Origin of the sequence: Mumia spirodelae (assembly GCF_050632745.1) — a bacterium.
In the GTDB taxonomy this organism is placed as follows: domain Bacteria; phylum Actinomycetota; class Actinomycetes; order Propionibacteriales; family Nocardioidaceae; genus Mumia.
Window position 1 is genome coordinate 22,794 of sequence record NZ_JBODSD010000007.1, and the last position, 21,459, is coordinate 44,252.

General features: G+C 72.2%; 20 protein-coding genes. 9 read left to right on the top strand and 11 right to left on the bottom strand.

The annotated features are described in order from the left end of the window. Nucleotides 1-37: 37 nt before the first annotated feature. The 9 genes from ACQSSQ_RS23390 to ACQSSQ_RS23430 all read right to left on the bottom strand — a co-directional run bounded on the left by ACQSSQ_RS23390 (nucleotide 38) and on the right by ACQSSQ_RS23430 (nucleotide 10,338). Nucleotides 38-610, bottom strand: a complete 573-nt coding sequence (locus ACQSSQ_RS23390; protein WP_431329563.1) for a hypothetical protein — start codon at nucleotides 608-610, stop codon at nucleotides 38-40. A gap of 43 nt (nucleotides 611-653) precedes the next feature. Continuing rightward, nucleotides 654-1,166 (bottom strand): thioesterase family protein, encoded by a 513-nt coding sequence (locus ACQSSQ_RS23395; protein WP_431329564.1) that lies wholly within the window; start codon nucleotides 1,164-1,166, stop codon nucleotides 654-656. A gap of 32 nt (nucleotides 1,167-1,198) precedes the next feature. Next, nucleotides 1,199-2,380, bottom strand: a complete 1,182-nt coding sequence (locus tag ACQSSQ_RS23400) for a heparan-alpha-glucosaminide N-acetyltransferase domain-containing protein (protein ID WP_431329565.1) — start codon at nucleotides 2,378-2,380, stop codon at nucleotides 1,199-1,201. A 39-nt stretch (nucleotides 2,381-2,419) separates the two neighbouring features. After that, nucleotides 2,420-3,151, bottom strand: coding sequence for a glucosamine-6-phosphate deaminase (locus tag ACQSSQ_RS23405; protein WP_431329566.1), 732 nt, complete (start codon nucleotides 3,149-3,151; stop codon nucleotides 2,420-2,422). Continuing rightward, the gene (locus ACQSSQ_RS23410) at nucleotides 3,148-5,991 is read right to left on the bottom strand and encodes a sugar-binding protein (RefSeq protein WP_431329567.1); all 2,844 of its coding nucleotides are present in this window, start codon (nucleotides 5,989-5,991) and stop codon (nucleotides 3,148-3,150) included. Before ACQSSQ_RS23410 ends, ACQSSQ_RS23405 begins: the two co-directional genes overlap by 4 nt. A gap of 84 nt (nucleotides 5,992-6,075) precedes the next feature. After that, the gene (locus ACQSSQ_RS23415; protein ID WP_431329568.1) at nucleotides 6,076-6,885 is read right to left on the bottom strand and encodes a carbohydrate ABC transporter permease; all 810 of its coding nucleotides are present in this window, start codon (nucleotides 6,883-6,885) and stop codon (nucleotides 6,076-6,078) included. Further along, nucleotides 6,882-7,841, bottom strand: a complete 960-nt coding sequence (locus ACQSSQ_RS23420; RefSeq protein WP_431329569.1) for a carbohydrate ABC transporter permease — start codon at nucleotides 7,839-7,841, stop codon at nucleotides 6,882-6,884. The genes ACQSSQ_RS23415 and ACQSSQ_RS23420 overlap by 4 nt, the downstream gene beginning before the upstream one ends. Next, nucleotides 7,838-9,211 carry an ABC transporter substrate-binding protein gene (locus ACQSSQ_RS23425; protein ID WP_431329570.1) on the bottom strand — a complete coding sequence of 458 codons (1,374 nt, stop codon included), beginning with the start codon at nucleotides 9,209-9,211 and terminating at the stop codon, nucleotides 7,838-7,840. The genes ACQSSQ_RS23420 and ACQSSQ_RS23425 overlap by 4 nt, the downstream gene beginning before the upstream one ends. After that, complete coding sequence (locus ACQSSQ_RS23430; protein ID WP_431329571.1) at nucleotides 9,211-10,338, bottom strand: carbohydrate kinase family protein; 1,128 nt, start codon at nucleotides 10,336-10,338, stop codon at nucleotides 9,211-9,213. The genes ACQSSQ_RS23425 and ACQSSQ_RS23430 overlap by 1 nt, the downstream gene beginning before the upstream one ends. Before the next feature lie 89 nt (nucleotides 10,339-10,427). On the opposite strand from ACQSSQ_RS23430, the gene ACQSSQ_RS23435 reads away from it, so the two are divergent. Beyond that, entirely contained in the window at nucleotides 10,428-11,237 is an 810-nt protein-coding gene (locus ACQSSQ_RS23435) for a DeoR/GlpR family DNA-binding transcription regulator (protein ID WP_431329572.1), read from the top strand. Continuing rightward, nucleotides 11,234-12,571, top strand: a complete 1,338-nt coding sequence (locus ACQSSQ_RS23440) for a 6-phospho-beta-glucosidase (RefSeq protein WP_431329573.1) — start codon at nucleotides 11,234-11,236, stop codon at nucleotides 12,569-12,571. Before ACQSSQ_RS23435 ends, ACQSSQ_RS23440 begins: the two co-directional genes overlap by 4 nt. On the opposite strand, the gene ACQSSQ_RS23445 is transcribed toward ACQSSQ_RS23440, so the two are convergent. After that, nucleotides 12,459-13,256 (bottom strand): hypothetical protein, encoded by a 798-nt coding sequence (locus ACQSSQ_RS23445; protein ID WP_431329574.1) that lies wholly within the window; start codon nucleotides 13,254-13,256, stop codon nucleotides 12,459-12,461. The genes ACQSSQ_RS23440 and ACQSSQ_RS23445 overlap by 113 nt on opposite strands. 147 nt (nucleotides 13,257-13,403) lie before the next feature. On the opposite strand from ACQSSQ_RS23445, the gene ACQSSQ_RS23450 reads away from it, so the two are divergent. Next, a complete protein-coding gene (locus ACQSSQ_RS23450) occupies nucleotides 13,404-13,577 on the top strand; it encodes a hypothetical protein (protein ID WP_431329575.1) in 174 nt (57 codons plus the stop codon). Here ACQSSQ_RS23450 and ACQSSQ_RS23455 read toward each other — a convergent pair. Further along, on the bottom strand, nucleotides 13,543-13,995 hold the full coding sequence (locus ACQSSQ_RS23455; RefSeq protein ID WP_431329576.1) for a hypothetical protein: 453 nt from the start codon (nucleotides 13,993-13,995) through the stop codon (nucleotides 13,543-13,545). The genes ACQSSQ_RS23450 and ACQSSQ_RS23455 overlap by 35 nt on opposite strands. Nucleotides 13,996-14,177: 182 nt before the next feature. Here ACQSSQ_RS23455 and ACQSSQ_RS23460 point away from each other — a divergent pair, with 182 nt between their 5' ends. From ACQSSQ_RS23460 to ACQSSQ_RS23485, 6 genes are all read left to right on the top strand, one after another. Continuing rightward, a complete protein-coding gene (locus tag ACQSSQ_RS23460) occupies nucleotides 14,178-14,726 on the top strand; it encodes a CHRD domain-containing protein (RefSeq protein WP_431329577.1) in 549 nt (182 codons plus the stop codon). 118 nt (nucleotides 14,727-14,844) lie between these two features. Beyond that, entirely contained in the window at nucleotides 14,845-16,320 is a 1,476-nt protein-coding gene (locus tag ACQSSQ_RS23465) for an amidohydrolase family protein (RefSeq protein WP_431329578.1), read from the top strand. Nucleotides 16,321-16,463: 143 nt separating this feature from the next. Next, nucleotides 16,464-17,849, top strand: coding sequence for a serine hydrolase domain-containing protein (locus tag ACQSSQ_RS23470; protein ID WP_431329579.1), 1,386 nt, complete (start codon nucleotides 16,464-16,466; stop codon nucleotides 17,847-17,849). Next, complete coding sequence (locus tag ACQSSQ_RS23475) at nucleotides 17,846-18,778, top strand: serine hydrolase (protein WP_431329580.1); 933 nt, start codon at nucleotides 17,846-17,848, stop codon at nucleotides 18,776-18,778. Before ACQSSQ_RS23470 ends, ACQSSQ_RS23475 begins: the two co-directional genes overlap by 4 nt. After that, nucleotides 18,775-20,367 carry an ABC transporter substrate-binding protein gene (locus ACQSSQ_RS23480; RefSeq protein ID WP_431329581.1) on the top strand — a complete coding sequence of 531 codons (1,593 nt, stop codon included), beginning with the start codon at nucleotides 18,775-18,777 and terminating at the stop codon, nucleotides 20,365-20,367. The genes ACQSSQ_RS23475 and ACQSSQ_RS23480 overlap by 4 nt, the downstream gene beginning before the upstream one ends. Before the next feature lie 90 nt (nucleotides 20,368-20,457). Continuing rightward, entirely contained in the window at nucleotides 20,458-21,441 is a 984-nt protein-coding gene (locus ACQSSQ_RS23485; RefSeq protein ID WP_431329582.1) for an ABC transporter permease, read from the top strand. The last annotated feature ends 18 nt before the right edge of the window (nucleotides 21,442-21,459 follow it).

Consider the following 21,459-nt stretch of genomic DNA (forward strand, 5'->3'; position numbering starts at 1 on the left):
TACAGACCGTAGCGGGGAGCGAGGACGTTCGGCGCGCTCAGCCGCAGTTGTCGCACACGCCGGTCGCCGGCAGCGCCATGAAGCACTGCGGGCACACCGACACGGGTCGCTCGACCTTGCGGACCGCTGGTTCCCGCCGCACCGTGCGCGAGGAGCGCGCGGCTGCGACCCTGCGCGACGGCGCCGGTCGCCCGCCGTCGGCCGGGAGGCGCGCCCCGAACCGCTGGTAGCACGCGAACCGCTGCTCGGCCGCGTGGCGGTCGGCGTCGGCGGGCGCCGTGCCCGTCAACCGCGCGACGGTCTCGCCGTAGCCGACGACCGCCCTGCCGTCCTCCCGCACGCACAGCGCCGTGAGGGCGGGCTCTCCGCGCCCGTGCGCCTCCGTCGCGACCTCGTCGAGCACCGCCCCGACCCAGCTCGTGACGGCCACACGGGTCTTGACCCCGGTACGTCGCTGCACCTCGGCGGCGAGCTCCCCGTCGGAGACGTCACCGCCGTACTCGCGTGCCTTCTCCACCAGGATCTCGCGGGCGCTCTTGGCCCACAGGTGCGTCGCTGTCTCGTACGCGACGGGCTGCCCGTCGCCGATCCGGAAGGTGCTCGCAGTCACGGAGCGATCGTACGCGGCAGGCCGCGACCGCTCCTCCGGCCACCTAGCCTCGCGAGGTCCCCATCGCCCGGCTGCGCGGCAGGTCCCAGTCGAGGTCCGCGTGCTCCTCGAGCAGAGCGTCGAGCGGCTTGGTGAGCTCCTCGGGCATCGCGGTCGCCCGCCGCGTCGTCAGGTCGACGTAGACCTCGACGTACTCCAGCGTGCTGGCCACCTTGCCGGTGCTGCGGTCGAGCAGGATCGTCATCGCGTGCATCGCCTTGTCCGAGCGCCCGAGCATCCGCAGGTGCACCGACACCTCGTGGCCGACGAGGATCTCGCTGTGGAACGTGATGTGGTGCTCGACGCTGAAGGCGCTCTGTCCCGTGCGGTCCAGCCACCCCTCGCCGAGGTCGAAGGACTCGACGAACCCTTGCGCGGCGCCGTCCATGTGCATGCCGTAGTGGTGCCGGACGTTGACGTGTCCGTTCATGTCCTGGAACTCGGGGGGAGCGGTGCGGGTCATCAGCGCACCGAGCGCGTCGAGGTCGTCGAGGGTCGGCCAGCGGAGGTCGTTCACACGGCAGACCTTGGCCGACGTTGACGCTGCTGTCAACTCCGTGGTCCGCCTCCTGCGACCGACCCTCGAGCGGCGCGTGCGGCGGCCGCCGCCACGGCTTCCAGCGGTCCGCGCCCGACGTACCGCCGCCACGGGATCGCGATCACGGCGGCGAGCGCGACGTGGACGAGCAGCGCGTCGTCGGTGGTCCGCGGGATCAGGGTCGAGATCAGCACGACGTGGAGCGAGTAGAGGGTGAACGTCATGCTCCCGATCGCCGCGACGGGCCAGATCGCCCGCCCGATCGCGTGTTCCAGCAGGAGCATCAGGCCCAGGACCGCGAGGGCGCTGCCGAGCGTGTGGAGGAGGTCGGGCGGCGCACCGGAGTGCGGCGAGGCGATCCCCAGCCAGGCCCACGACGTCGTCGGCGTGGTCCCGAAGAAGCTCACGTGGAGAAGGTCGGCGTCGACGGCGCCGGTCGCCACGTGCCCTCCGGTGCCGGCGGCCTCGAGCTCGGCGAGGCCACCACCTGCGAGCCAGCGCGACGACGCGACCCACGCCGCGACCGCGACCAGGGCGCCGGCCACCGTGAGCGCGGCGGCGACGCCGAGGCGGGCGAGGGGGAGGCGACCGACCCCCAGGCCGACGAGGAGGTACGCCGTCCACGTCAGCACCGGGTAGTAGCCGGTCAGCAGCAGGTTCACGACCGTGCCGCCCGGATCGAGGAGCACGGTGACGAGGTTCGGCACGGCGGAGTCCAGGGGCGTGGTCACGGTCTGCCGCAGCGCCTGGCTCAGAACGGGCGTCACCACCGCAGCGGCGACACCCAGGCCGATCAGCCAGCCGGCCCCCAGGCGCAGGAACGGCAGGGCGACGAGGAACAGCACGCCGTAGTAGCAGAGGATGATCGCCAGCCCCGACTCGAACGCCCCCAGGAAGAGGCCGACGGCGAAGATGACCCCCGCCCGGGCCGCCGTCGCCGCGGCCGCCTGGAGCCACGACCGGCCGCGCGGTGGCGTGGTCCCTCCGCTCGCGAGCGCGATCCCCACTCCGGCGAGCAGCGCGAAGAGGGCCGACGCCCGGCCGGCGGCGAGCAGGTGCGCGGTCGACGTGCCGCCGTCGGGACCGATCCGGGGCTCGAGGTGGGTCGCCATCATGCCGACGAGGGCGACGGCCCGAGCCGCGTCGACGCCCAGCAGGCGGCGCGTCGAGGCGATCGTGGACCGCTCGGTCATGCGCTCAGCGTACGGCCGTGGCGGCAGGTGCGAGCCTGATCAGCCGCCGGCGGCCCCGCGGTCGGTGACGACGTACGCCTCGGGGTGCCGCTGGATGATCGACGCCGGGCACGCCGGGTCGACAGGTCCGTGCAGCGCGGCGTGCACCGCGTCCGCCTTGCGCTCGCCGAGCGCGATCAGGACGAGCCGGCGCGCCCGCATGATCGTCGTGAGGCCCTGGGTGATCGCGTGCGTCGGCACGTCCGCCGCGGAGTCGAAGAACCGGGCGTTGTCGCGCCGCGTGGTCTCGGTCAGCCGGACCACGCGGGTCCGCGAGTCGAGCGGCGAACCTGGCTCGTTGAACCCGAGGTGCCCGTTGCGCCCGATCCCGAGGACCTGCACGGCGACGGACGCCTCCACGACCTCGCGCCCGTAGCGCGCGGCCTCCGCGTCCGGGTCCGCCGCGCGGCCGTCGGGTCCGCGGACGTCGAGCCCGAGGGCGTCGGCGACCTCGCGCCGGATCACCGACGCGTACGTGTTGCGGTCGCCGGCGGGAAGGCCGAGGTACTCGTCGAGCAGGTACCCGCGTCGGGCCACCCGGGCCGGCGCCGCTCCGGAGCGCACCCGCCGCACGATCTCGTCGTACGCGCCGAGCGGGGAGGACCCGGTGGCGAGCCCCAGCGTGCTGCTGCCGTCGAGCCCGTCGAGGATCAGGTCTGCGGCCGTGGCCGCCACCTGGCCCGCGTCGTCGCGGACCAGGTGGCGGACAGCGGCGTCGAGCGGCTGTGTCACCGCACCTGCACTGACGAGCTCGCCGTGCCGGTGGCGCCGTCGGGGTCGAACCCGAGCAGCACCGACGACGGGGTCGCGGACACCGGGATCCGGACCTGCTGCCGTCCCCGGCGGAGCGCGACCTCGGTCGACCCGACCTCCTGCTCGTCGCCGGTGACGGCGAATAGGTGGGCGGTGCCGGGGGTGCGGACGTCCACCGTCACCACCGCCGTACCGCCGCTCGCCGTGGCGCGCACGACGCGGGCGGTCCTCTTCGGGGCAAGGGTCGGCAGACCAGACAGCCCGACGCCGGAGCGGACGGCCTGCTCGATCGACTTCGGCGACTCCAGGCTGTCGAGCGCCGGGAAGTCCAGCTTCGGCGGCGTGCTCTCGACGGCCGGGGGAGCCCCGCCGCCGAGCTCGACACGACCCCAGCGGTACGGGTCGCCCTGGACGCCGCCCCACGTGGACCAGCCGATCCGCGTCTGGCCCGCCTTGTCCTGCGTGTCGGAGTCGTAGACGAACATGTTGAAGCCCATCCGGTCGGGGTCGACCGTCGCCGGCAGCGCCGACAGCGGGATCTTCATCTCGACGACGTAGCCCGTGTACGGCGTGCTCACCGAGGACGCCATCGCGAAGCCGGGCGCGACGTTGCCCGGGTCGAGCGTGGTCTCGTCCGACCCGCCCTCACCGGTCATCGGGAACGCCCCGATCGGGCCCTGGGTGTGGTCGGCGTCCCGGGCCGCGCACGACTGACCCTCGGCGGTGAAGGGCAGTGCCCCGATCTTGAACGTCGTCGAGGTGTTCTCCGACGTCCCGGCGGGATCGATCGCGACCTCGACGGAGTCGACGCGCCAGTGACGCTTGCAGTCCGACGCCGCGAGGACCGCGCTCTTGACGTCGTCGGTCACCACCGCGGCGACGTACAGGTCGTCACCGGAGCGGGTGACGTAGCCGGTGGCGCTGCAGTCCGCGGGGGAGGTGCACGCATCGCCTTCCCACCGCCGGGACAGGTCGATCGTCGACGCGTACTCGCCCTCGGCGACCGTGCCGTCCAGGGTCGGTGCCGCGGTCTCGCCGACCTGCGTCGTCGGCACCAGCTCGAGCGCGGCCGTCGCGGTGGACGACCCCGAGGCGCTGGTCGTCGTGATCGTGTAGGCGTAGTCGCCACCGACGCCGCCCTCGTTGGAGGTGGGCAGGCTGTCGTCGGTGTTGGTCACCGCGAAGTCGACGCGCTGCGTCGCGCCGGGCGCGAGGCCCTCGTACGCCACGGTGTCCTCCGCCGCCGCGAACCCGTCGGGCAGGTCGACCGTGACCGTCCCGGACTGCGTCGCGCCGCTGTGGTTGGTGACGTCGACCCCGACCGTACGGCTGCCGCCGCTCGGAAGGGTGAGGACCGGTGCGACGAGCCCCCGCAGCTGCGGGAGACCGACCTCCGGCGCCCACTCCTCGAACTCCGCGACCTGCGGCAGCAGCTGCTGCGTGCCGGACACGTCGGGGAGGACGCGGAGCTTCTGGTTCGTGTAGCCGTCGCGGCCGCCGGCCGTGACGTCGAGCCCGACGAGAGCACGGGCACCCGACGCCGCATCGTCCGGTGCCGTGACGGTGACGTCGCGGGTCACGGTGCGTCCGGCCGGCACGGTGCCGAACCGGACCCGTGCGGTGCCGTCCCAGCCGTCCGGCAGCGCGACGGTGCCGGTGGCCCCGGCGAGCGCCCGGTTGCGGGGCGCCGTGAGACGCGCCTGCAGGGTCACGCTCTGACCCGGGACGACGTCGGTCGTGTCACCGGTGAGCTCGAGGCCCGTGCCGAGCGGCAGCCCGCCCTTGCGGGAGAGGATCGCGCCCTCGAGCATCGTCGCGGACGAGGTGGTGGCCGACGCCCGGTCGCCGCGCGTGAACGGGACCCGCGACGCGACCTGCGTGAAGTAGTCGCAGCCGATCTGGTTCGGGTCGGTGCTCGGGTCGGGGAACCCGGCCCAGCCCTGCGAGGCGTACTTGCGCTGCGCCTCGCGCTCGATCAGCGCCCAGGTCTTGCCGCTCTCCGAGGAGCGCTCGCCGGCCCACACGCCGTACACGTCGTCGGTCGGGTCGGTCGGTGTGAAGCCCGTCGGACAGGTCGGACCGACCGGGCCGGAGCCGCGGGCGGAGTTGAGGAACAGCTTCGCCGGCGCGAACGGCCGCAGTCCCTCCGACGTGATCTGCGACCGGAACTCGGCCGGGTCGCCCGCGACCGCGTACGCCTCGGCGGCGAGCCGCGCCGCCTCCTGGTGGCCGCCGTGGTTGCCGGGCGTCGGCGCCGGGGTCATCGTGACGATGACGTCGGGCGTGGTCTCGCGGACGACGCGGACGAGGCGCTCGAGGGTGTCGTCGACGTCCCACGCCTGCTGGTGCAGCGGAGCGCTGACGGAGTAGTAGAAGTCGACCTTGTCGAGGTTGAAGACGTGGTCCACGCCGGCCGTGCCGACAGCGCTGCGCTCCTCGCGCTCGCGGATCAGCCCCAGGGCCGGACCCTCCTCCGGCCCGACGGCGTTGCCGCCGCCCTCCCCGCGGGTGATCGTGACGACGCCGACCTTCGCGTCGTACTTCTCGCCCCACTCGCCGAACGTCGAGAGGCGCCCCGACTCGTCGTCGGGGTGCGCGCCCACGAAGAGCACGTCGAGGTCGACGGGCTTCGTGCCCTGGTGCGAGCCGTGGCCGCCACCCCCGTGGCCCTGCGGCTGCGCCGAGGCGCCGGCTGCGGTGCCGGCGACGAGCCCGGCCGCGGTGACCGTCGCGACGACCGCGGCGGACGCGAGCCGCCGCCATCGTCGTGGCGCGCCGTCACCTGGTGGGTACGGTGCGTGCGTCGTGCGCTGGATCATGAGTCCCCCTTCATTCTCCTGACGGATCGGCCGGGTCCGGCCGTCGAGCAGCGGGGCACCGGGTGCGGCGCCCCGCCGGGTGGATCAGCCCTTCACCGCCCCCTCGGTCATGCCTCGGATGAAGTGGCGCTGGGCGATCAGGAAGAGCAGCAGCATCGGCAGGGCGACGATGAGCGCCGCGGCGGCGAGCAGGGACGGCGAGCCCGTGTACTGGCCGCTGAAGAACGTGAGCCCGAGCGGCGCCGTACGGAGGTCCTCGTTGTTGGGGATCATCACCAGCGGGAGCAGGAACTCGTTCCAGGTCCACATCGAGAACAGCACGACCATCGTCACGATCGCGGGGCGGCCCATCGGCAGCAGGACCGACCAGAACGTCCGGAAGTGCCCGGCGCCGTCGAGCCGCGCCGCCTCCACCAGCTCCCGCGACGTGCCCCGGAAGTAGGCCCGCATCCAGAACGTGCCGAAGGCGAGCGACTGGGCGACCTGCGGGAAGATGAGCGCCTGGTAGGTGTTGATCTGGTGCAGGTCGCGCAGCTGGTAGTAGAGCGGGACGACGATCGCCTCGTTGGGGACCATCAGCCCGAGCAGCAGCACGTAGAAGAGCACCGACGACCCGCGGAAGCGCATCGTCCCGAACGCGTAGCCCAGCAGGCACGACAGCGCCGTCGCAAGAGCCACCACGCACACGGTGACGATGACGCTCGAACGCATGTAGGTCGAGAAGTGGCCCTCGTCCCACGCGGTCGCGAAGTTGCTCCAGACGATGCCGGACTCGTTGGGGTTGTCGGAGACGAACGCCGACGCGATGATCATCGCGATCGGGAAGAGGGCGGCGACCGAGCCGAGCGCCAGGACGGCGATCGTGACGCTGCGCTCGAGACGCGAGGTCCTCATCGGCCCTCCTCCCGCTCGGGGATGCGGTTGACGAGGACGGTCAGCAGCATGATGAACGCCGCCAGCAGCAGCGCGATCGTCACGCCGATGCCGACCTCGCCCTGGCGCATCGACTTCATGTAGACCTCGTACGCCGGGACGGCCGTCGCGCCGCCGGGTCCGCCGGAGGTCATCAGGTAGACGAGGTCGAACGTCCGCAGCGCCGCCACCATCGTCAGCGTCAGCGCGACGGCGAGCTCGTTGCGCAGCGACGGCAGGCTGATCGCGAAGGTCTCGCGGAAGAACCCCGCACCGTCGAGCCGTGCCGCGTCGTAGACCGCGCGGTCCATGCGCGACAGGCCGGCGAGGAAGAGCACGGTGCACAGGCCCGTGCCGAGCCACGTGCCGACGATCCCGATCGCGACCAGCGCGGTGCTCGGGTCACCCAGCCAGCCGCGGGCGAGCCCGTCGAGACCCACCGCCCGCAACGCCTCGTTGAGCGGGCCGTCGGGCGCGAGGATCCGCTTCCACGCCACGGCGACGACGGTGAGCGCGATGACCTGCGGGACGAAGACCACGGCCTGGAAGATGCCGCGGCCGCGCACGGTGGAGCGCACGAGGAGCGACGCCGCCAGGAGTCCCAGGACGACCGGGATGACCGAGAAGAACACGACCAGCACCAGCGCGTGCACGAACGGGGCACGCAGCGTCGGGTCGCTGAGGACGTCGACGTAGTTCTGCAGCCCGACCCACGTGCCGGGGGAGAGTCCGTCCCACGCGAAGAGGGACAGCCACACCGCGTACGCCAGTGGCGCCAGCAGGAAGAGGGTGAGCACCACGAACCCCGGCAGGATGTAGAGGTACGCGACGTTGCGCGGCTCACCCGGGGGACCGTGACGCCGCCGGGCGCCCGGCCGGGAGCGGGCGTCGCGCGCCGCGCCTCCGGCCGGGACCGCGACCGTGTCCTCGCTCGTCACTCGTTCTGGCCCGTGAAGTCCGTGTAGTTCTTCTCGAGCGCGTCGAGGAACGCGGCGGTGTCCGTCGAGCCGGCGCTGAGCTTCTGGAGCTCCTGGCCGAGCAGGTCGCTCATGTCGGGCGTCGCCCAGTCGAGGTAGGGGACCAGGGAGTCCTGCTCGGTCACGCCGTTCCAGGCGGCGATGACCTCGGCGCCGACGCCGGTCGCGCTGCCCGCGTCGCCGTCGACGACCGGCAGGCCGCCGTTCTCCTGGATCACCTTCATCGCGTCGGCGTTGGTGATGAAGTCGATGTACGCCGCGGCGGCGTCGGCGTGGTCGCTGGCGTCGGTGACCGCGAACGGGAGTCCGGTGCCACCGGTCACGGCAGGCTCGCCGACCGGTCCGACCGGCGGCAGCGCGAAGCCGAGGTTGTCGCCCATCGCGGCCTCGAGGTCCGCCTGGTACCACGTGCCGCCGATCATGAACACGCCCTCGCCCTTGGCGAAGTTGCGCCACGCGGTGTCGTTCGGGACGGCGTTGAAGTCAGGGGTGAGGTAGCCCGCGTCGACCCAGGACTTGAAGAGGTCGGCGCCCTGGACGTTCTCGTCGGACGTCCACGACGCTCCCTCGCGGCCGTAGCCGAGGGCACGGGTGTCGTCGCGCGGGACGTACTGGTTCATCGCGACGCCGAAGTCGTGGATCGCCGGCCAGGCCTCGGCGTTGCCGAGCTGGACGGGGAGCTCGCCCGCGGCCTTCGCGGCCTTCATCGCGGCCTCGAAGTCGTCGAGCGTCTGCGGCGGCTCGAGCCCGAGGTCGGCGAGCTTCTGCTTGTTGACCCAGAGGCCGACCATCTCGCCGACCTGGGGCATCCCGAAGAGGCTTCCCTCGCCGAACGTCTTGCCGTCCTTGCTGTACGACGCGGTGCTGCGGACCGACTCCGGGTAGCGGTCGTCCCAGCCGTACACGTCGGCGTAGCCGTCGAGCGACTGCAGGAGGCCTGCGGAGACGAACTGGCCCATGTCGGCGCGGCCGTTGTTGACCTGGACGACGTCCGGCGGGTCGTCGTTGGTGATCGCGAGGCGGACCGTCTTCTGGAGGTCGTCGAACGACTTCGAGGTGCGCTCGATCGTCACGTTCGGGTACTTCTTCTCGAACGCGGCGTTGAGCGCCTCGATCTGCGCCGCCTGGCCCCCGCGGACCTCCTGGTCCCAGACCGAGAGCGTCACGTCGCCCATCGACGCGACGTCGGTCTCGATGTCGCTCGGCTGGGCCTCCTTGCCCTCGTCGTCACCACCCCCTCCGCCGGGAGCGCACGCGCTCAGCGCGAGGAGGGCGCTGGCGGCTGCGACGGCAGCGGTCAGCACCGGCTTCTTGACGGCACGAAGGGTCATCACGACTCCTGTGGTTGTTCGCCGCGAGGGGCGATGCGGAAATCTCGGGTGCGGGTGTGCCCCGGGCGCTCGTCCGGGTGGTCGTGGGTCTCCCCGACGAAGCCGATGGTGGCGACTGCCCGACCATAAGTCCGGTGCTCGACGGTCGGGAGCACGGCCTCCAGGAAGGCGTAGTCGCGCGCCAGCCACGACCCGGGCTCGAGGCCCTCCCACCACTCGCAGATGGCGCCCCAGCCGGGGGCGGCCAGCGCTCCGCCGAAGTCGCGTACGGACAGGGCGGCGCACAGGTTCGCGAAGCGGAGGCGCTGGAGCAGCGGCCACTCGCGGAGGGTGGCGGCGACGAGCCCCGCCAGGAACACGTCGCCGGCCCCGGTCGGGTCGAGCGCCGGCACCGACAGCGCAGGCGCCCAGGCCGTCTCCCCGGTCGACGCGTCGGCGGCGTACGAGCCGGCGCTGCCCGCGGTCACCACGGCCAGCGGCACCCAGTCGCGGATCCGCTCGAGCGCGGCGCCGGGGGAGTCCGTGCCGGTGTAGGCCATCGCCTCGACGGCGTTGGGCACGAACGCGTAGCAGCCGTCGAGGCGCTCGCGCAGCGACGTCGCGTCCCAGCTCCCGGTGGGGTCCCAGCCGACGTCGGCGAAGATGCGGGTCCCGCGGCTGGCCGCGGTGTCGAGCCAGTCAGGTCGTGAGTCGGCCACGTCGGCGAACGCCGCGCGGGCGGTGGGTGCGACCTGCGGGACGCCGAGGTCGGCCTGCGGCGGCTTGTGCGCGTGGGTGATCATCGCGCGGTCGTCGTCGTAGGCGAGCGAGACGGTCACGGGGGAGTGCCAGTGGCCCCACCGGTGCGAGGCCGACAGGTCGATCGACTCGTCGTCCTCGAGCGTCCCCCACAGGTAGTCGCCGTACATGTCGTCACCGAACGCGGCCGCCAGCGAGGTGCGCAGGCCGAGGCGCGATGCTGCGACCGCGAGCGTGGCGACGCCGCCCGGGCTCGAGCCCATGCCCGACGTCATGACCTCGCGCCCGCCGACGGGCGCCTCTTGCAGGCCGGTGAAGATGATGTCGAGGAACACCGGCCCGGTCACGAAGAAGTCGCACGCCATGTCGTCGGTGGTGTCCTGAGCCATTCCGTGAGTGTCGCTCAAATGCGCAGTATTGCGCAAGAGGTGAGCGCAGATGCGTATGAATGAGCGAAGTTGCCTGTTATGGTCACCGTGTGCGCGCAAACCTCCGACACGAGCGACTCCTCGATCTCCTCGAGACGAGCGGTCCTGTCGACGTCGCGACGCTGGCCCGCCTGCTCGACGTCAGCGACGCCACGATCCGCCGCGACCTGTCCGCCCTGGAGCATGCCGGCCAGCTGCGGCGCCTCCGCGGAGGGGCGGCGCCCGCCCTCGAGCGCGAGGCCCCGTTCGAGCGGGTCGCGACGCAGAACCCGCTCGAGAAGCGGGCGATCGCCGAGCACGCCGCGGGCCTCGTCCCCGACGACGCCGTCGTGGTCCTCGACATCGGCACCACGACGAGCCTGGTCGCGCGCCTGCTGCGCGGCCGCCGGGTCACGGTGATCACGTCGAGCCTGGCCGTGTACGACGAGCTGCGCGACGACCCGGTCGTCGACCTCATGCTCCTCGGCGGCCTGGTGCGCGCGAACTACCACTCGATGGTCGGCTTCCTGACCGAGCAGGCGATCGCGCAGGTGCAGGCCGACCTGCTCTTCCTCGGCACCAGCGGAGTCCGGCGTGACGGATCGGTCTTCGACACGACCGCCGTCGAGGTCCCGGTGAAGAAGGCGATGCTCCAGGTCGCCGACCGCGTCGTGCTCCTCGCCGACCACACCAAGCTCCCCGGAGGCGGCTACGCCCGGGTGTGCGGCCCCGACCAGTACGACGTGCTGGTCACCGACCGCGAGGTCGACGACGAGTCGGCGCGCGTCCTGGCCGACTCCGACGTCGAGGTCCACGTCGCGCGCCCGCTGACACCCGCCCGCACCGGCACCGACCCGTACGACACCCAGGAGGACTCGTGAGGCTCACCATCGTCGGCGGCGGAGGTTTCCGCGTGCCGCTGGTCTACCGCGCGCTGGCGTCCGACGAGCACGCGACCCGCGTCGACGAGCTCGTGCTCCACGACACGGACGAGACCCGGTTGCAGCGGGTGGCCGCCGTGCTCTCCGACATCGCGGGGGAGTACGCCCGCCCGCCGCGGGTGCGTCTCACGACGGACCTCGCCGGTGCGGTGTCCGGCGCGGACTTCGTGTTCTCGGCGATGCGAGTCGGAGGACTGGCGGGACGGGTCTGCGACGAGCGTGCTGCGCTCGACCTCGGTGTCCTCGGTCAGGAGACGACCGGCGCCGGAGGCGTCTGCTACGGCCTGCGGACGATCCCCGTCGCCCTCGAGCTCGCCGAGACGGTCCGCCGCGTCGCGCCGGAGGCGTACGTCATCAACTTCACCAACCCCGCAGGCATGGTCACCGAGGCGATGTCCGCGGTGCTCGGGCGCCGCGTGATCGGCATCTGCGACTCGCCGGTCGGCCTGTTCAAGCGGGTCGCCCGCCTGCTCGGCATCCCGCGCGAGCAGATCACGTTCGACTATGCCGGGCTCAACCACCTGGGCTGGCTGCACCGGGCGGTCGTCGACGGCGTGGACCTTCTGCCGGGGCTGCTCGCCGAACCCGACCGGCTGATGCAGATCGAGGAGGGCCGGCTCTTCGGGCCGCAGTGGCTGGCGTCGCTGGGCACCGTCCCGAACGAGTACCTCTGGTACTGGTACTACACCGCGGACGCCGTGGCCTCGATCGAGAAGGCCGGTGTGACGCGCGGCGAGTACCTCCTGGAGCAGCAGGACCGCTTCTACGCCGGCGAGGGAGACGCCTTCGCCCGGTGGGAGCGGACGCGTCTCGACCGCGAGGAGACCTACATGGCGGAGGGGCGCGCGAGCACCGACGCCGGCGAGCGCGACGACGAGGACCTCGACGGAGGCGGGTACGACAAGGTGGCGCTCGCCCTCATGCGGGCGATCTCCGCCGACGAGGGGACGGAGCTGGTGCTCAACGTCCCCAACGACGGGACGCTCGAGGCGGTCGACGCCGAGGCGATCGTCGAGGTGCCGTGCACGGTCGGTGCCGACGGTCCGCGCCCGGTCGCCGTCTCGCAGCTGCTCCCGCACGAGCGCGGGCTCGTCACCACGATGAAGGACGTCGAGCGGACGACGATCGAGGCCGCGACCTCCGGCTCGCGCTCTGCGGCCCTCAAGGCCCTCGCGCTGCACCCGCTCGTGGACTCCGTGACGCACGCCCGTCAGATCCTCGACCGCGAGATGGCGGCGCTGCCCGAGCTGAGCCGGGTGCTGGTCCGCCCCTGACCCGGCGCACGAGGAACCACGCCCCGAGGATCGCCCCGAGCCCGGTCGCGACGGCGACCAGACCCGCCCAGAGCGACGTGAGGCGTTGTCCAGGAGTCGCGGAGGTGGCGAAGACGACGTCGAACTGCTCCGTGCGGAGCTCCTCCACCTGCGTCGAGCCGTGGGAGTCGGCGACGCGGATCGCCGGCCGTACCTCCAGGACGGCGTCCGACTCGCCGGCCGACCTCCCGGTCACGACCCACGTCCACCGTGTGGGCTCGGGAGGCACGTACTGCTGCTCGACCCATCCGGCCGGGCTGATCTCGAGCTCCGTGGGAGAGCCGACGAGCCGGGCTGAGACGGTGCACGCCACCTGGAGCTCCTCGCTCACGTCGCCCGGCTCGCCGAGCGGGGTGCTCGCGAGCGTCACGGTGTAGGTCTCGGCATCGGCCTGAGTCAGGTCTGCGTCCGGCGGGTAGGTCACCGACGCGAGGTTGAGCTCCTCGGTCTCGCGGAAGCAGGCGCGCAGCTCGTCGAGGGTCGAGCCCGGCGCCACGCCGCGCGACGGAACGCCGGCCGGAGCAGCGGCCTCGTCGGGTCTGGCGCCGGGGTCCCACGGGGCGGTCGCGAGAGCCACGGCCGCGCCGACGCCGGCGAGCAGCAGGGTCAGCGCGAGCGCGGCACGGCGACGTCGATGCTCTGCCATCGGGTGCCTCCCAGGTCCGCGCCGGGGGGCCTTTCTCAGCGTACGGCGCAGGCGGTCCACGCCGAGCGCAGACGACGCTGCCTCCGCGCGTCGCCTTGCGGGGCCCGGAGCCTCGCGGGATCCTCGTCACCGGCGAGGGGAGCCACGATGAGCAAGACCGCGACCGGTGCGAGCAGCGTCATCTACCCGCTCGGGATCTTCGGGTCCTGGGTGTGGTTCTGGCAGCAGGCCGACGGCTTCTGGGAGCACGTGCTCGCGATCCTGCAAGGCCTCGTCTGGCCCGCGATCATGGTGTACGAGGTGTTCCAGGCGCTGGCCTGACGCACGTCACGACCGCGACGACGATCGCCACGACGCTCCCGGCGACGCCGACGCCGAGCAGGACCCGCGTGACGAGGTCCCAGTCGACGGCGGTGTTGCCGAAGGCGAACGGGAAGACCTCCCACAGGCGGACCAGCGCAGCCAGGCCGATCGCCGTCGTCGCGAGCTCGCCGAGCGCCTTGACCCGCTTGCCGGGGTCGACCGCCGCATAGACGCTGTTCGCCACCACCCCGCCGACCAGCGAGGCGTTGATCCACCCGATGACCTCGGCCGTCTCCGCGGTCAGGAACGGCACCACCTCCCAGCCGGGCCAGCCGTTCACCGCGACCAGGATCACGGCGTTCACGACCACGGCCACGACGTAGCCGGCGCGGCGGCTCGCGCTGCCGGCCCTGGACCGGGCGATCGTCGTCGACATCGTGGACCCCCTTCGTCTCCCTCCCTTCCATCGAACGTCCACGGGTCGCGCGATGCCAGGGACCGAGGTCCCGAGTCCCACATCCGTCCGCAACCGGCGTTGACCTCGCCGGAGGGCGCGCGTTCAGTGGAGAGGGGCGGCACCTCGCCGCGACCTCCGGCCCCAGCACGAAGGAGCAGTCCATGGTCAGCAAAGCTGGACCGGTCGCGGCCGCAGCCGTCATCCTCCTCTCCGGCGCCGCGGGCGTGACGATGGCGAAGGGGGACTCGGGTCCCACCGGCAAGCGCTCGACGCTCACCGGGTACGAGGAGGTCCCGGCGCTCTCGACCGCCGCCGGGGGAACGTTCCGCTCCAAGATCGCGCGTGACGGGAGCACCATCCGCTACCGCCTGACGTACGGCGGCCTCACCGGCAGCGTCACGCAGGCGCACATCCACTTCGGGCAGAGGGCCGTGAACGGCGGGGTCTCCGTGTTCCTGTGCACGAACCTCGGCAACGGGCCCGCCGGCACCCAGGCCTGCCCCCAGCAGGGGTCCGTCAGCGGCGTCATCGATGCCGCCGACGTCGTCGGTCCGACCGGTCAGGGCATCGCCGCCGGCGAGCTCGCCGAGCTGGTCCGCGCGATCCGTTCGGGCACCGCGTACGTCAACGTGCACTCCACGACGTACCCCGGTGGCGAGATCCGGGCGCAGCTCCCGGGCAAGAAGCACAAGCACAGCCACCACCACTGAGCGAGGTGCCGCGCTCGGCGCGAGACGCAACGCCGTTCGTACGGCGCCACTACCCGCGCCGAGCGCCTTCGTCGTCTCCGACCAAGGCGCGCCCGGTCGCGTTTGACAGGCTGCGAGCATGGACACACTCCTGCGCGGCGGCCGCGTCGTCGACCCTGGCACCTCCTTCGACGGACTGGCCGACGTCCTGATCCGCGACGGCGCGATCGCCGCGCTCGGACCCGACGTCGCCGCGCCGGACGGCACCGCCGTCGTCGACGCGACAGGACTCGTCGTCGGTCCGGGGTTCGTCGACCTGCACAGCCACGTCCACTCGATCGCCGGACAACGCCTCCAGGCCATGGACGGCGTGACCACGGCGCTCGACCTCGAGGCGGGGCTGATGCCGGTCGCGACGGCATACGAGGACGCCGCCCGTGAGGGCAGGCCGCTCAACTTCGGCTTCTCCGCGTCCTGGGGCGTCGCGCGGGCGCACGCGCACCTCGGGATCGAGCCCGACGCACGCTTCGACTCGGGCCTCGCGCTGCTCGGCGACCCGGCGTGGCAGCGGTCGTCCTCCCCGGCCGAGCTCAGGACCTGGCTGTCGCTGCTCGAGCGGGAGCTCGCCGACGGCGCCCTCGGGATCGGCATCCTCCTCGGGTACGCCCCGCGGACCGACCCCGCCGAGCTGCTCGCGGTGGCCCGACTGGCCGCGGCGGCGGACGCGCCGACGTACACGCACGTCCGCGAGCTCGTCGAGGCCGACCCGACCACGCCGATCGACGGCTCGGAGGAGCTGATGATCGCCGCGGGGGAGACCGGCGCCGCGATGCACCACTGCCACGTCAACAGCACGTCGCGTCGCCATGTCGACCGGGTTCTCGGGATGCTCGACAAGTCTCGCGCGTCCGGGTCTCGGATGACCGTCGAGACCTATCCGTACGGCGCGGGCAGCACGGGCGTCGGGGCGTACTTCCTGGCTCCCGAGCGTCTCGCGGCCTGGGGCATCCGGCCCTCCAACATCGTGATGGTGGAGACGGGGGAGCGGATCGCCGACGAGGGAAGGCTGCGCGAGGTCCGCGCGACCGACCCTGGGGCGGAGTGCCTCGTCGAGTTCCTGGACGAGCGCGACCCGGCCGACCGTGCGCTGCTCCAGCAGGCGCTGGCCTTCCCCGACGCGATCGTCGCGAGCGATGCGATGCCCGTCCTGTGGGGCAACGGCGTCATGGACTCGAGGGAGTGGCCGCTGCCCCCAGGCGGCGCGACCCATCCCAGGACCGCCGGCACCTTCGCGAAGTCCCTGCGGCTGATGGTCCGCGAGACCGCGGTGTGGACCTGGCTGGAGGCGTTCCGCCGCTGCTCGTACCTGCCCGCCCGCGTCCTCGACGACGCTGCTCCCGCGGCGCGCGCGAAGGGCCACCTCGGAGTCGGCGCCGACGCCGACGTCGTCGTTCTGGACCCGGAGCGGATCTCGGACGCCGCCACGTACGCCGACCCGGTGCGGCCTTCGGTAGGCGTTCGGCACCTGTTCGTGGCCGGCACGGCCGTCGTCCGCGACGGAGCGTTGCAGGTCGATGCCTACCCCGGGCGTCCCCTGCGCGGCGAGCCCCGCTGACGCAGCACCACACTTCTCGGCGCCCGTCGCGGACACCGTCGTCGGCGCCACCCAACCAGGGCGAGTTTCTTTGTTCGGCACGACGAAGAGGTCCCGGCGCCGGCGCCCCTACGCTCCACGAAACCCACCGAGGAGGAGCGGACATGGCGTCACTGGCAGAGGTCGGCACGTGGATCGAGAAGCGGCTCCCGGAGCTGCTCGCCGAGCACCAGGTCCCCGGGGCGGCCGTGGCCGTGCTCGCAGGCGGCGAGGTGGTCGACACCGCCGCCGGAGTCCTCAGCAAGGCGACCGGCGTCGAGGCGACGCCCGACTCGGTCTTCCAGGTCGGCTCGATCACGAAGGTCTGGACGACGACGCTGGCGATGCAGCTCGTCGACGAGGGAAAGCTCGACCTCGACGCCACGGTCCGCACCTACGTCCCGGAGTTCGCCCTCGGTGACGAGGATGCCGCCGCCGCGATCACCGTCCGCCAGCTGATGTGCCACGTCTCGGGCTTCGAGGGTGACATCTTCACCGACACCGGCAAGGGCGACGACTGCGTCGAGAAGTACGTCGCGGTGCTCGCCGACGTGCCCCAGCTCTTCGCGCCGGGGGAGCGGTTCTCCTACAACAACGCCGGCTACTGCGTCCTCGGCCGCGTCGTCGAGGTGCTCCGCGAGAAGCCGTTCGACGACTGCGTCCGCGACCACCTGTTCACGCCGCTCGGGTTGACGCACGCGGCCAACGGGCCCTACGAGGCGATCATGTACCGGGCGGCGGTCGGCCACATCCAGCAGTCCGCCGACGCGGACTTCGAGCCGGCGCCCGTCTGGTCGCTGGTCCGCTCGAACGCCCCGGCCGGGTCGATGCTGGCGATGCGTCCCCGCGACCTGCTCGGGTTCGCCCGCATGCACCTCGCCGGCGGGACGGCACCCGACGGCACCGAGGTCCTCAGCCCGGCCAGCGTCAAGGCGATGCAGGAGCGGCAGGTCGAGCTGCCCGACCTCGGCCTCATGGGCAACGCCTGGGGACTCGGCTGGGAGATCTTCGACTTCGAGGGAGGCACCGTGATCGGTCACGACGGTGGCACCATCGGCCAGTCGGCGTTCCTGCGGATCGTGCCCGGTCGCGACGTCGCGGTCGCCCTGCTCACCAACGGCGGCAACCCGTTCCAGCTCTACACCGAGATCTTCGGTCACGTCCTCGCCGAGCTCGCGGACGTGACGGTCCCCGAGCTCCCCACGCCCGAGCCGGGCGCGAAGGTCGCGGACCCGCAGCGGTACGCGGGGACGTACGCGTCGTCCGTCGCCGACTCGATCGTCACCGTCGACGAGGATGGTCGTCTCTGGATCGAGCGCGAGATGAAGGGCATCTTCGCCGAGCTCGGCGAGGCGCCGGAGAAGAGCGAGCTCGTCGCGTGGCGCGGCGACACGCTGCTCCCGGCCCAGGCCGAGCACGGCGTCCACATGCCGCACGCGTTCGTCGTCGAGGGCGGCGCGGACCGCGCGTCCTTCCTGCACACCGGGCGCGCGGACCGCAGGGTGTCGTGACCGACCACGCAGTGTCCGACGACATCGCGGCCGTCTTCGCCGCCGCGGGAGCCACCGGATTCCTCCACGCCCGCGAGGTCGGCGTGGACGACGGCCCGGAGATCAGCGTGGGTGGCGACGATCCCGTCGTGCTGGCCTCGGTCTTCAAGATCCCGGTCGCGGTCGCGTACGCCAGGGAGGTCGCGGCAGGTCGTCTGGACCCCGCCGAGCGTGCCCGGGTCACCTCGCGCTACCGGATCGGGGGGATCGGCACGGCCGGATGTGCCGACGACGTCGAGATGAGCTGGCGCGACCTGGCGCTGTTCATGCTGACGATGAGCGACAACGCGGCGACCGACGTCGTCTTCCACCGGGTCGGCCAGGAGGCGGTGGACCGGGTGCTGGCCGACCTGGGACTGGGCCGCACGCGCCTGGTCGGGTGCTGCGAGGACCTGTTCGCGTCGCTGCTCGCCGACCTCGGGGTGTCCGCCGACGACGACGTCGACGCCGCGCTCGCCGCAGCGACGCCCGAGCAGGTCTGGAAGCTCGCCGTCCTCGACCCGTCACGGACGACCGCGTCGACCCCGCGAGAGATCACCACGCTCCTCGACGCGATCTGGACCGACCGCGCGGCGGCGTCGGAGGCCTGTGCCACGGTCCGAGACATCATGGCGCACCAGGTCTGGCCGCACCGCCTGACGTCGGGCTTCGACGCCGGGGTCACGATCGCCGCCAAGACGGGGACCCTGCCGGCCGTCCGCAACGAGGCCGGCGTCGTCAGCTATCCCGACGGCCGCCGGTACGCGGTGGCCGTGTTCACCCGGGCGGAGTCGCTCGTCGACCGCCAGCCCGCCGTGGACGCCTCGATCGGACGAGCAGCGCGGCTCGCGATCGACCACCTCCGAACCCTCACCCCCACACCTCACGACCTGGCTGGAGGCGGCCAATGAGACCCTCACGGACCCTGCTGACGATGATCGGCGTGACGGCCCTCGCGCTGTCCGGCTGCGGCGGCGGATCGAGCGACGCCGGCAGCGGCGACAGCGGCACGCTCGCCGACGGCAAGACGTTCACGATGTCGGTGGCGACCGACCCCGGCAACCTCGACCCGATGATGACCGTGCTGTCGGTGACCCGGCAGGTCGACCGCTTCCTGTACGGCACCCTCGTGCAGCAGGAGGACGACGGCACGATCGTGGGCAGCCTCGCCGAGAAGTGGGACGCCGACACCACGAAGGCGACCTTCACGCTCCGCGACGGCATCACGTGCTCCGACGGGGCGGCGGTGACCGCCAGCGACGTCGCCGAGAACATCAACTTCATCGCGGACCCGGCCAACAAGTCCCCGCTGAACGGGCTCTGGGTCACCGCGGGCACGAAGGCCACGGCCGACGACGCGACGCGGACCGTCACGGTGACCAGCGGTGCTCCCGACGCGTTCCTGCTGGTGAACCTCGGCACCGTGCCGATCGTGTGCGGCAAGGGGCTCGAGGACCGCAGCGTTCTTGCGAAGGGCGAGTCGGGCACCGGGATGTTCACGATCAGCGAGGTCGTCCCCAACGACCACTACACGCTGAAGAGGCGCGACGACTACACGTGGGGCCCAGGTGACTTCGACCCGGAGCAGAAGGGCCTCCCTGACGAGGTCGTCTTCAAGGTGGTGCCGAACGAGACCACGGCGGCCAACCTGCTGACCTCCGGCGACATCAACGCGGTGTCGATCGCCGGCCCGGACCAGGACCGCCTCCTCGCCCAGGACCTGTTCCACGGCGACCTCGTGAGCCCGATCGGCCAGTTCTACTTCAACCAGGCCGACGGACGGGCGACGCAGGACGAGGAGGTCCGTCGCGCGCTGACGCAGGCGCTCGACCTCGACGAGCTCACGAAGGTCGTCACCGGCGGCAAGGGCAAGCGCTCCGAGGGCATGGTGACGATCGCGCCGAAGCCGTGCTCGATCGACACGGTGTCCGGGCACCTCCCGGACCACGACGACGCCGCGGCGAAGTCCGCGCTCGACGCGGCGGGGTGGACGGCCGGTGCCGACGGCGTCCGGACGAAGGACGGCAAGAAGCTGTCGTTCACGGTGATCTACGGGACTCAGCTGGGCTCCACGATGACCGCGGCCGCCGAGCTCGTCCAGCAGACGTGGAAGGAGCTCGGTGCGGACGTCACGCTCAAGGGGGTCGACAGCCCGGGCCTCAACGAGGTGCTCTTCGGCACCGGTGACTGGGACGTGTCGATGGGCCCGCTGACCGTCGGTCTGCCGAGCCAGATCGTTCCGTTCCTCTCCGGCCCGGTGCCCCCGCAGGGCGTCAACTTCGCGCACATCGAGAACGCGGGCTATACGGAGAGCGTGACCAAGGCGTCGGCGATGGCTGGAGCCGAAGGCTGCGAGAGCTGGGCCGCCGGGGAGTCGGCGCTCTTCGACTCCGTCGACGTCGTCCCGTACGCCGACACCGTCGTCCCGACGTTCGGCAAGGGAGCGGAGTTCGCGGTGAACGACGGCATCGACCCGGCGTCCATCCGCATGTACGAGTGAGCACCCCCCATTGGTGCGTGAGTGGTCACCCGACAGCTGCGGGTGACCACTCACGCACCGACGCCGTCGAGTGAACGAGAGGTTTCGACGATGACCACCGCGACAGTGGCACAGGGCAGAGCGTGGGACAGCCCCTGGCTGTCGTTCGCCGCGCGACGCCTCGGGCGCTTCCTGGTGTCGCTCTGGGTGCTGGTGACGGCGGCCTTCCTGATGATCCACCTGGTTCCGGGCGACCCCGTCCGTGCCTCCCTCGGGATGAACGCCCCGCCCGAGCAGGTCGAGGCGCGCCGCGAGGCGCTCGGCCTGAACGATCCGTTGCTCACTCAGTACTGGGACTACGTCAAGGGCATCTTCAGCGGTGACCTCGGGACGTCGATGATGAGCAACCAGCCCGTGTCGCAGGTGATCAGCGACCGGCTCCCGGCGACGCTGGAGCTGGCCCTCCTCGCGTTCCTGCTCGTCCTCGTCGTGGCGATCCCGCTCGGCGTCACCATGGCGGTCCTGACCCGGGGCGGGCGACGCCGCGGCGCCGAGCTCGGCTTCACCGCGACGTCGGTCCTCCTGGCGGCGATCCCGGAGTTCCTGGTCGCGGTGCTGCTCGCCTACGTCTTCGCGGTCACCCTGGGATGGTTCCCGGTCGCGGGCAACACGGAGCCGGGCGCCGCCGTTCTGCCGGTCGTCGCGCTCGCGATCGGGCCTGCGGCCGTGCTGGCGCGGATCGTCCGGGTCGAGATGCTCGCGGTCCTCGGCAACGACTACATCCGGACGGCCCGCGCCAAGCGGCTCCCGCCGTTCGCCGTCTACGTCCGGCACGCCCTCCCGAACGCGTTGACGGCGACCCTCACGCTCGGCGGCCTGCTCCTCACCGGCCTCGTCGCCGGGACTCTGCTCGTCGAGAACGTGTTCGCGTGGCCGGGCCTGGGCTCGGCGATCGTCGGGTCGATCCTCGACCGCGACTACCCGATGGTGCAGGGGATCGTCCTCGTCTACGGCATCGGCGTCCTGCTGGTGAACCTCGTCGTGGACGTGCTGCTCGCCGTGCTCGACCCGCGCTCCACGATCCGGGAGGCATGATGGCCACGCCCACGGCAC

What these genes read in the sequence shown, in the direction of transcription:
- ACQSSQ_RS23480 (WP_431329581.1), top strand. Translation starts at nt 18,775, where the DNA reads ATGAGACCCTCACGGACCCTGCTGACGATGATCGGCGTGACGGCCCTC.
- ACQSSQ_RS23455 (WP_431329576.1), bottom strand. Translation starts at nt 13,995, where the DNA reads ATGTCGACGACGATCGCCCGGTCCAGGGCCGGCAGCGCGAGCCGCCGC.
- ACQSSQ_RS23445 (WP_431329574.1), bottom strand. Translation starts at nt 13,256, where the DNA reads ATGGCAGAGCATCGACGTCGCCGTGCCGCGCTCGCGCTGACCCTGCTG.
- ACQSSQ_RS23485 (WP_431329582.1), top strand. Translation starts at nt 20,458, where the DNA reads ATGACCACCGCGACAGTGGCACAGGGCAGAGCGTGGGACAGCCCCTGG.
- ACQSSQ_RS23460 (WP_431329577.1), top strand. Translation starts at nt 14,178, where the DNA reads ATGGTCAGCAAAGCTGGACCGGTCGCGGCCGCAGCCGTCATCCTCCTC.
- ACQSSQ_RS23465 (WP_431329578.1), top strand. Translation starts at nt 14,845, where the DNA reads ATGGACACACTCCTGCGCGGCGGCCGCGTCGTCGACCCTGGCACCTCC.
- ACQSSQ_RS23415 (WP_431329568.1), bottom strand. Translation starts at nt 6,885, where the DNA reads ATGAGGACCTCGCGTCTCGAGCGCAGCGTCACGATCGCCGTCCTGGCG.
- ACQSSQ_RS23470 (WP_431329579.1), top strand. Translation starts at nt 16,464, where the DNA reads ATGGCGTCACTGGCAGAGGTCGGCACGTGGATCGAGAAGCGGCTCCCG.
- ACQSSQ_RS23425 (WP_431329570.1), bottom strand. Translation starts at nt 9,211, where the DNA reads ATGACCCTTCGTGCCGTCAAGAAGCCGGTGCTGACCGCTGCCGTCGCA.
- ACQSSQ_RS23400 (WP_431329565.1), bottom strand. Translation starts at nt 2,380, where the DNA reads ATGACCGAGCGGTCCACGATCGCCTCGACGCGCCGCCTGCTGGGCGTC.
- ACQSSQ_RS23430 (WP_431329571.1), bottom strand. Translation starts at nt 10,338, where the DNA reads ATGGCTCAGGACACCACCGACGACATGGCGTGCGACTTCTTCGTGACC.
- ACQSSQ_RS23450 (WP_431329575.1), top strand. Translation starts at nt 13,404, where the DNA reads ATGAGCAAGACCGCGACCGGTGCGAGCAGCGTCATCTACCCGCTCGGG.
- ACQSSQ_RS23410 (WP_431329567.1), bottom strand. Translation starts at nt 5,991, where the DNA reads ATGATCCAGCGCACGACGCACGCACCGTACCCACCAGGTGACGGCGCG.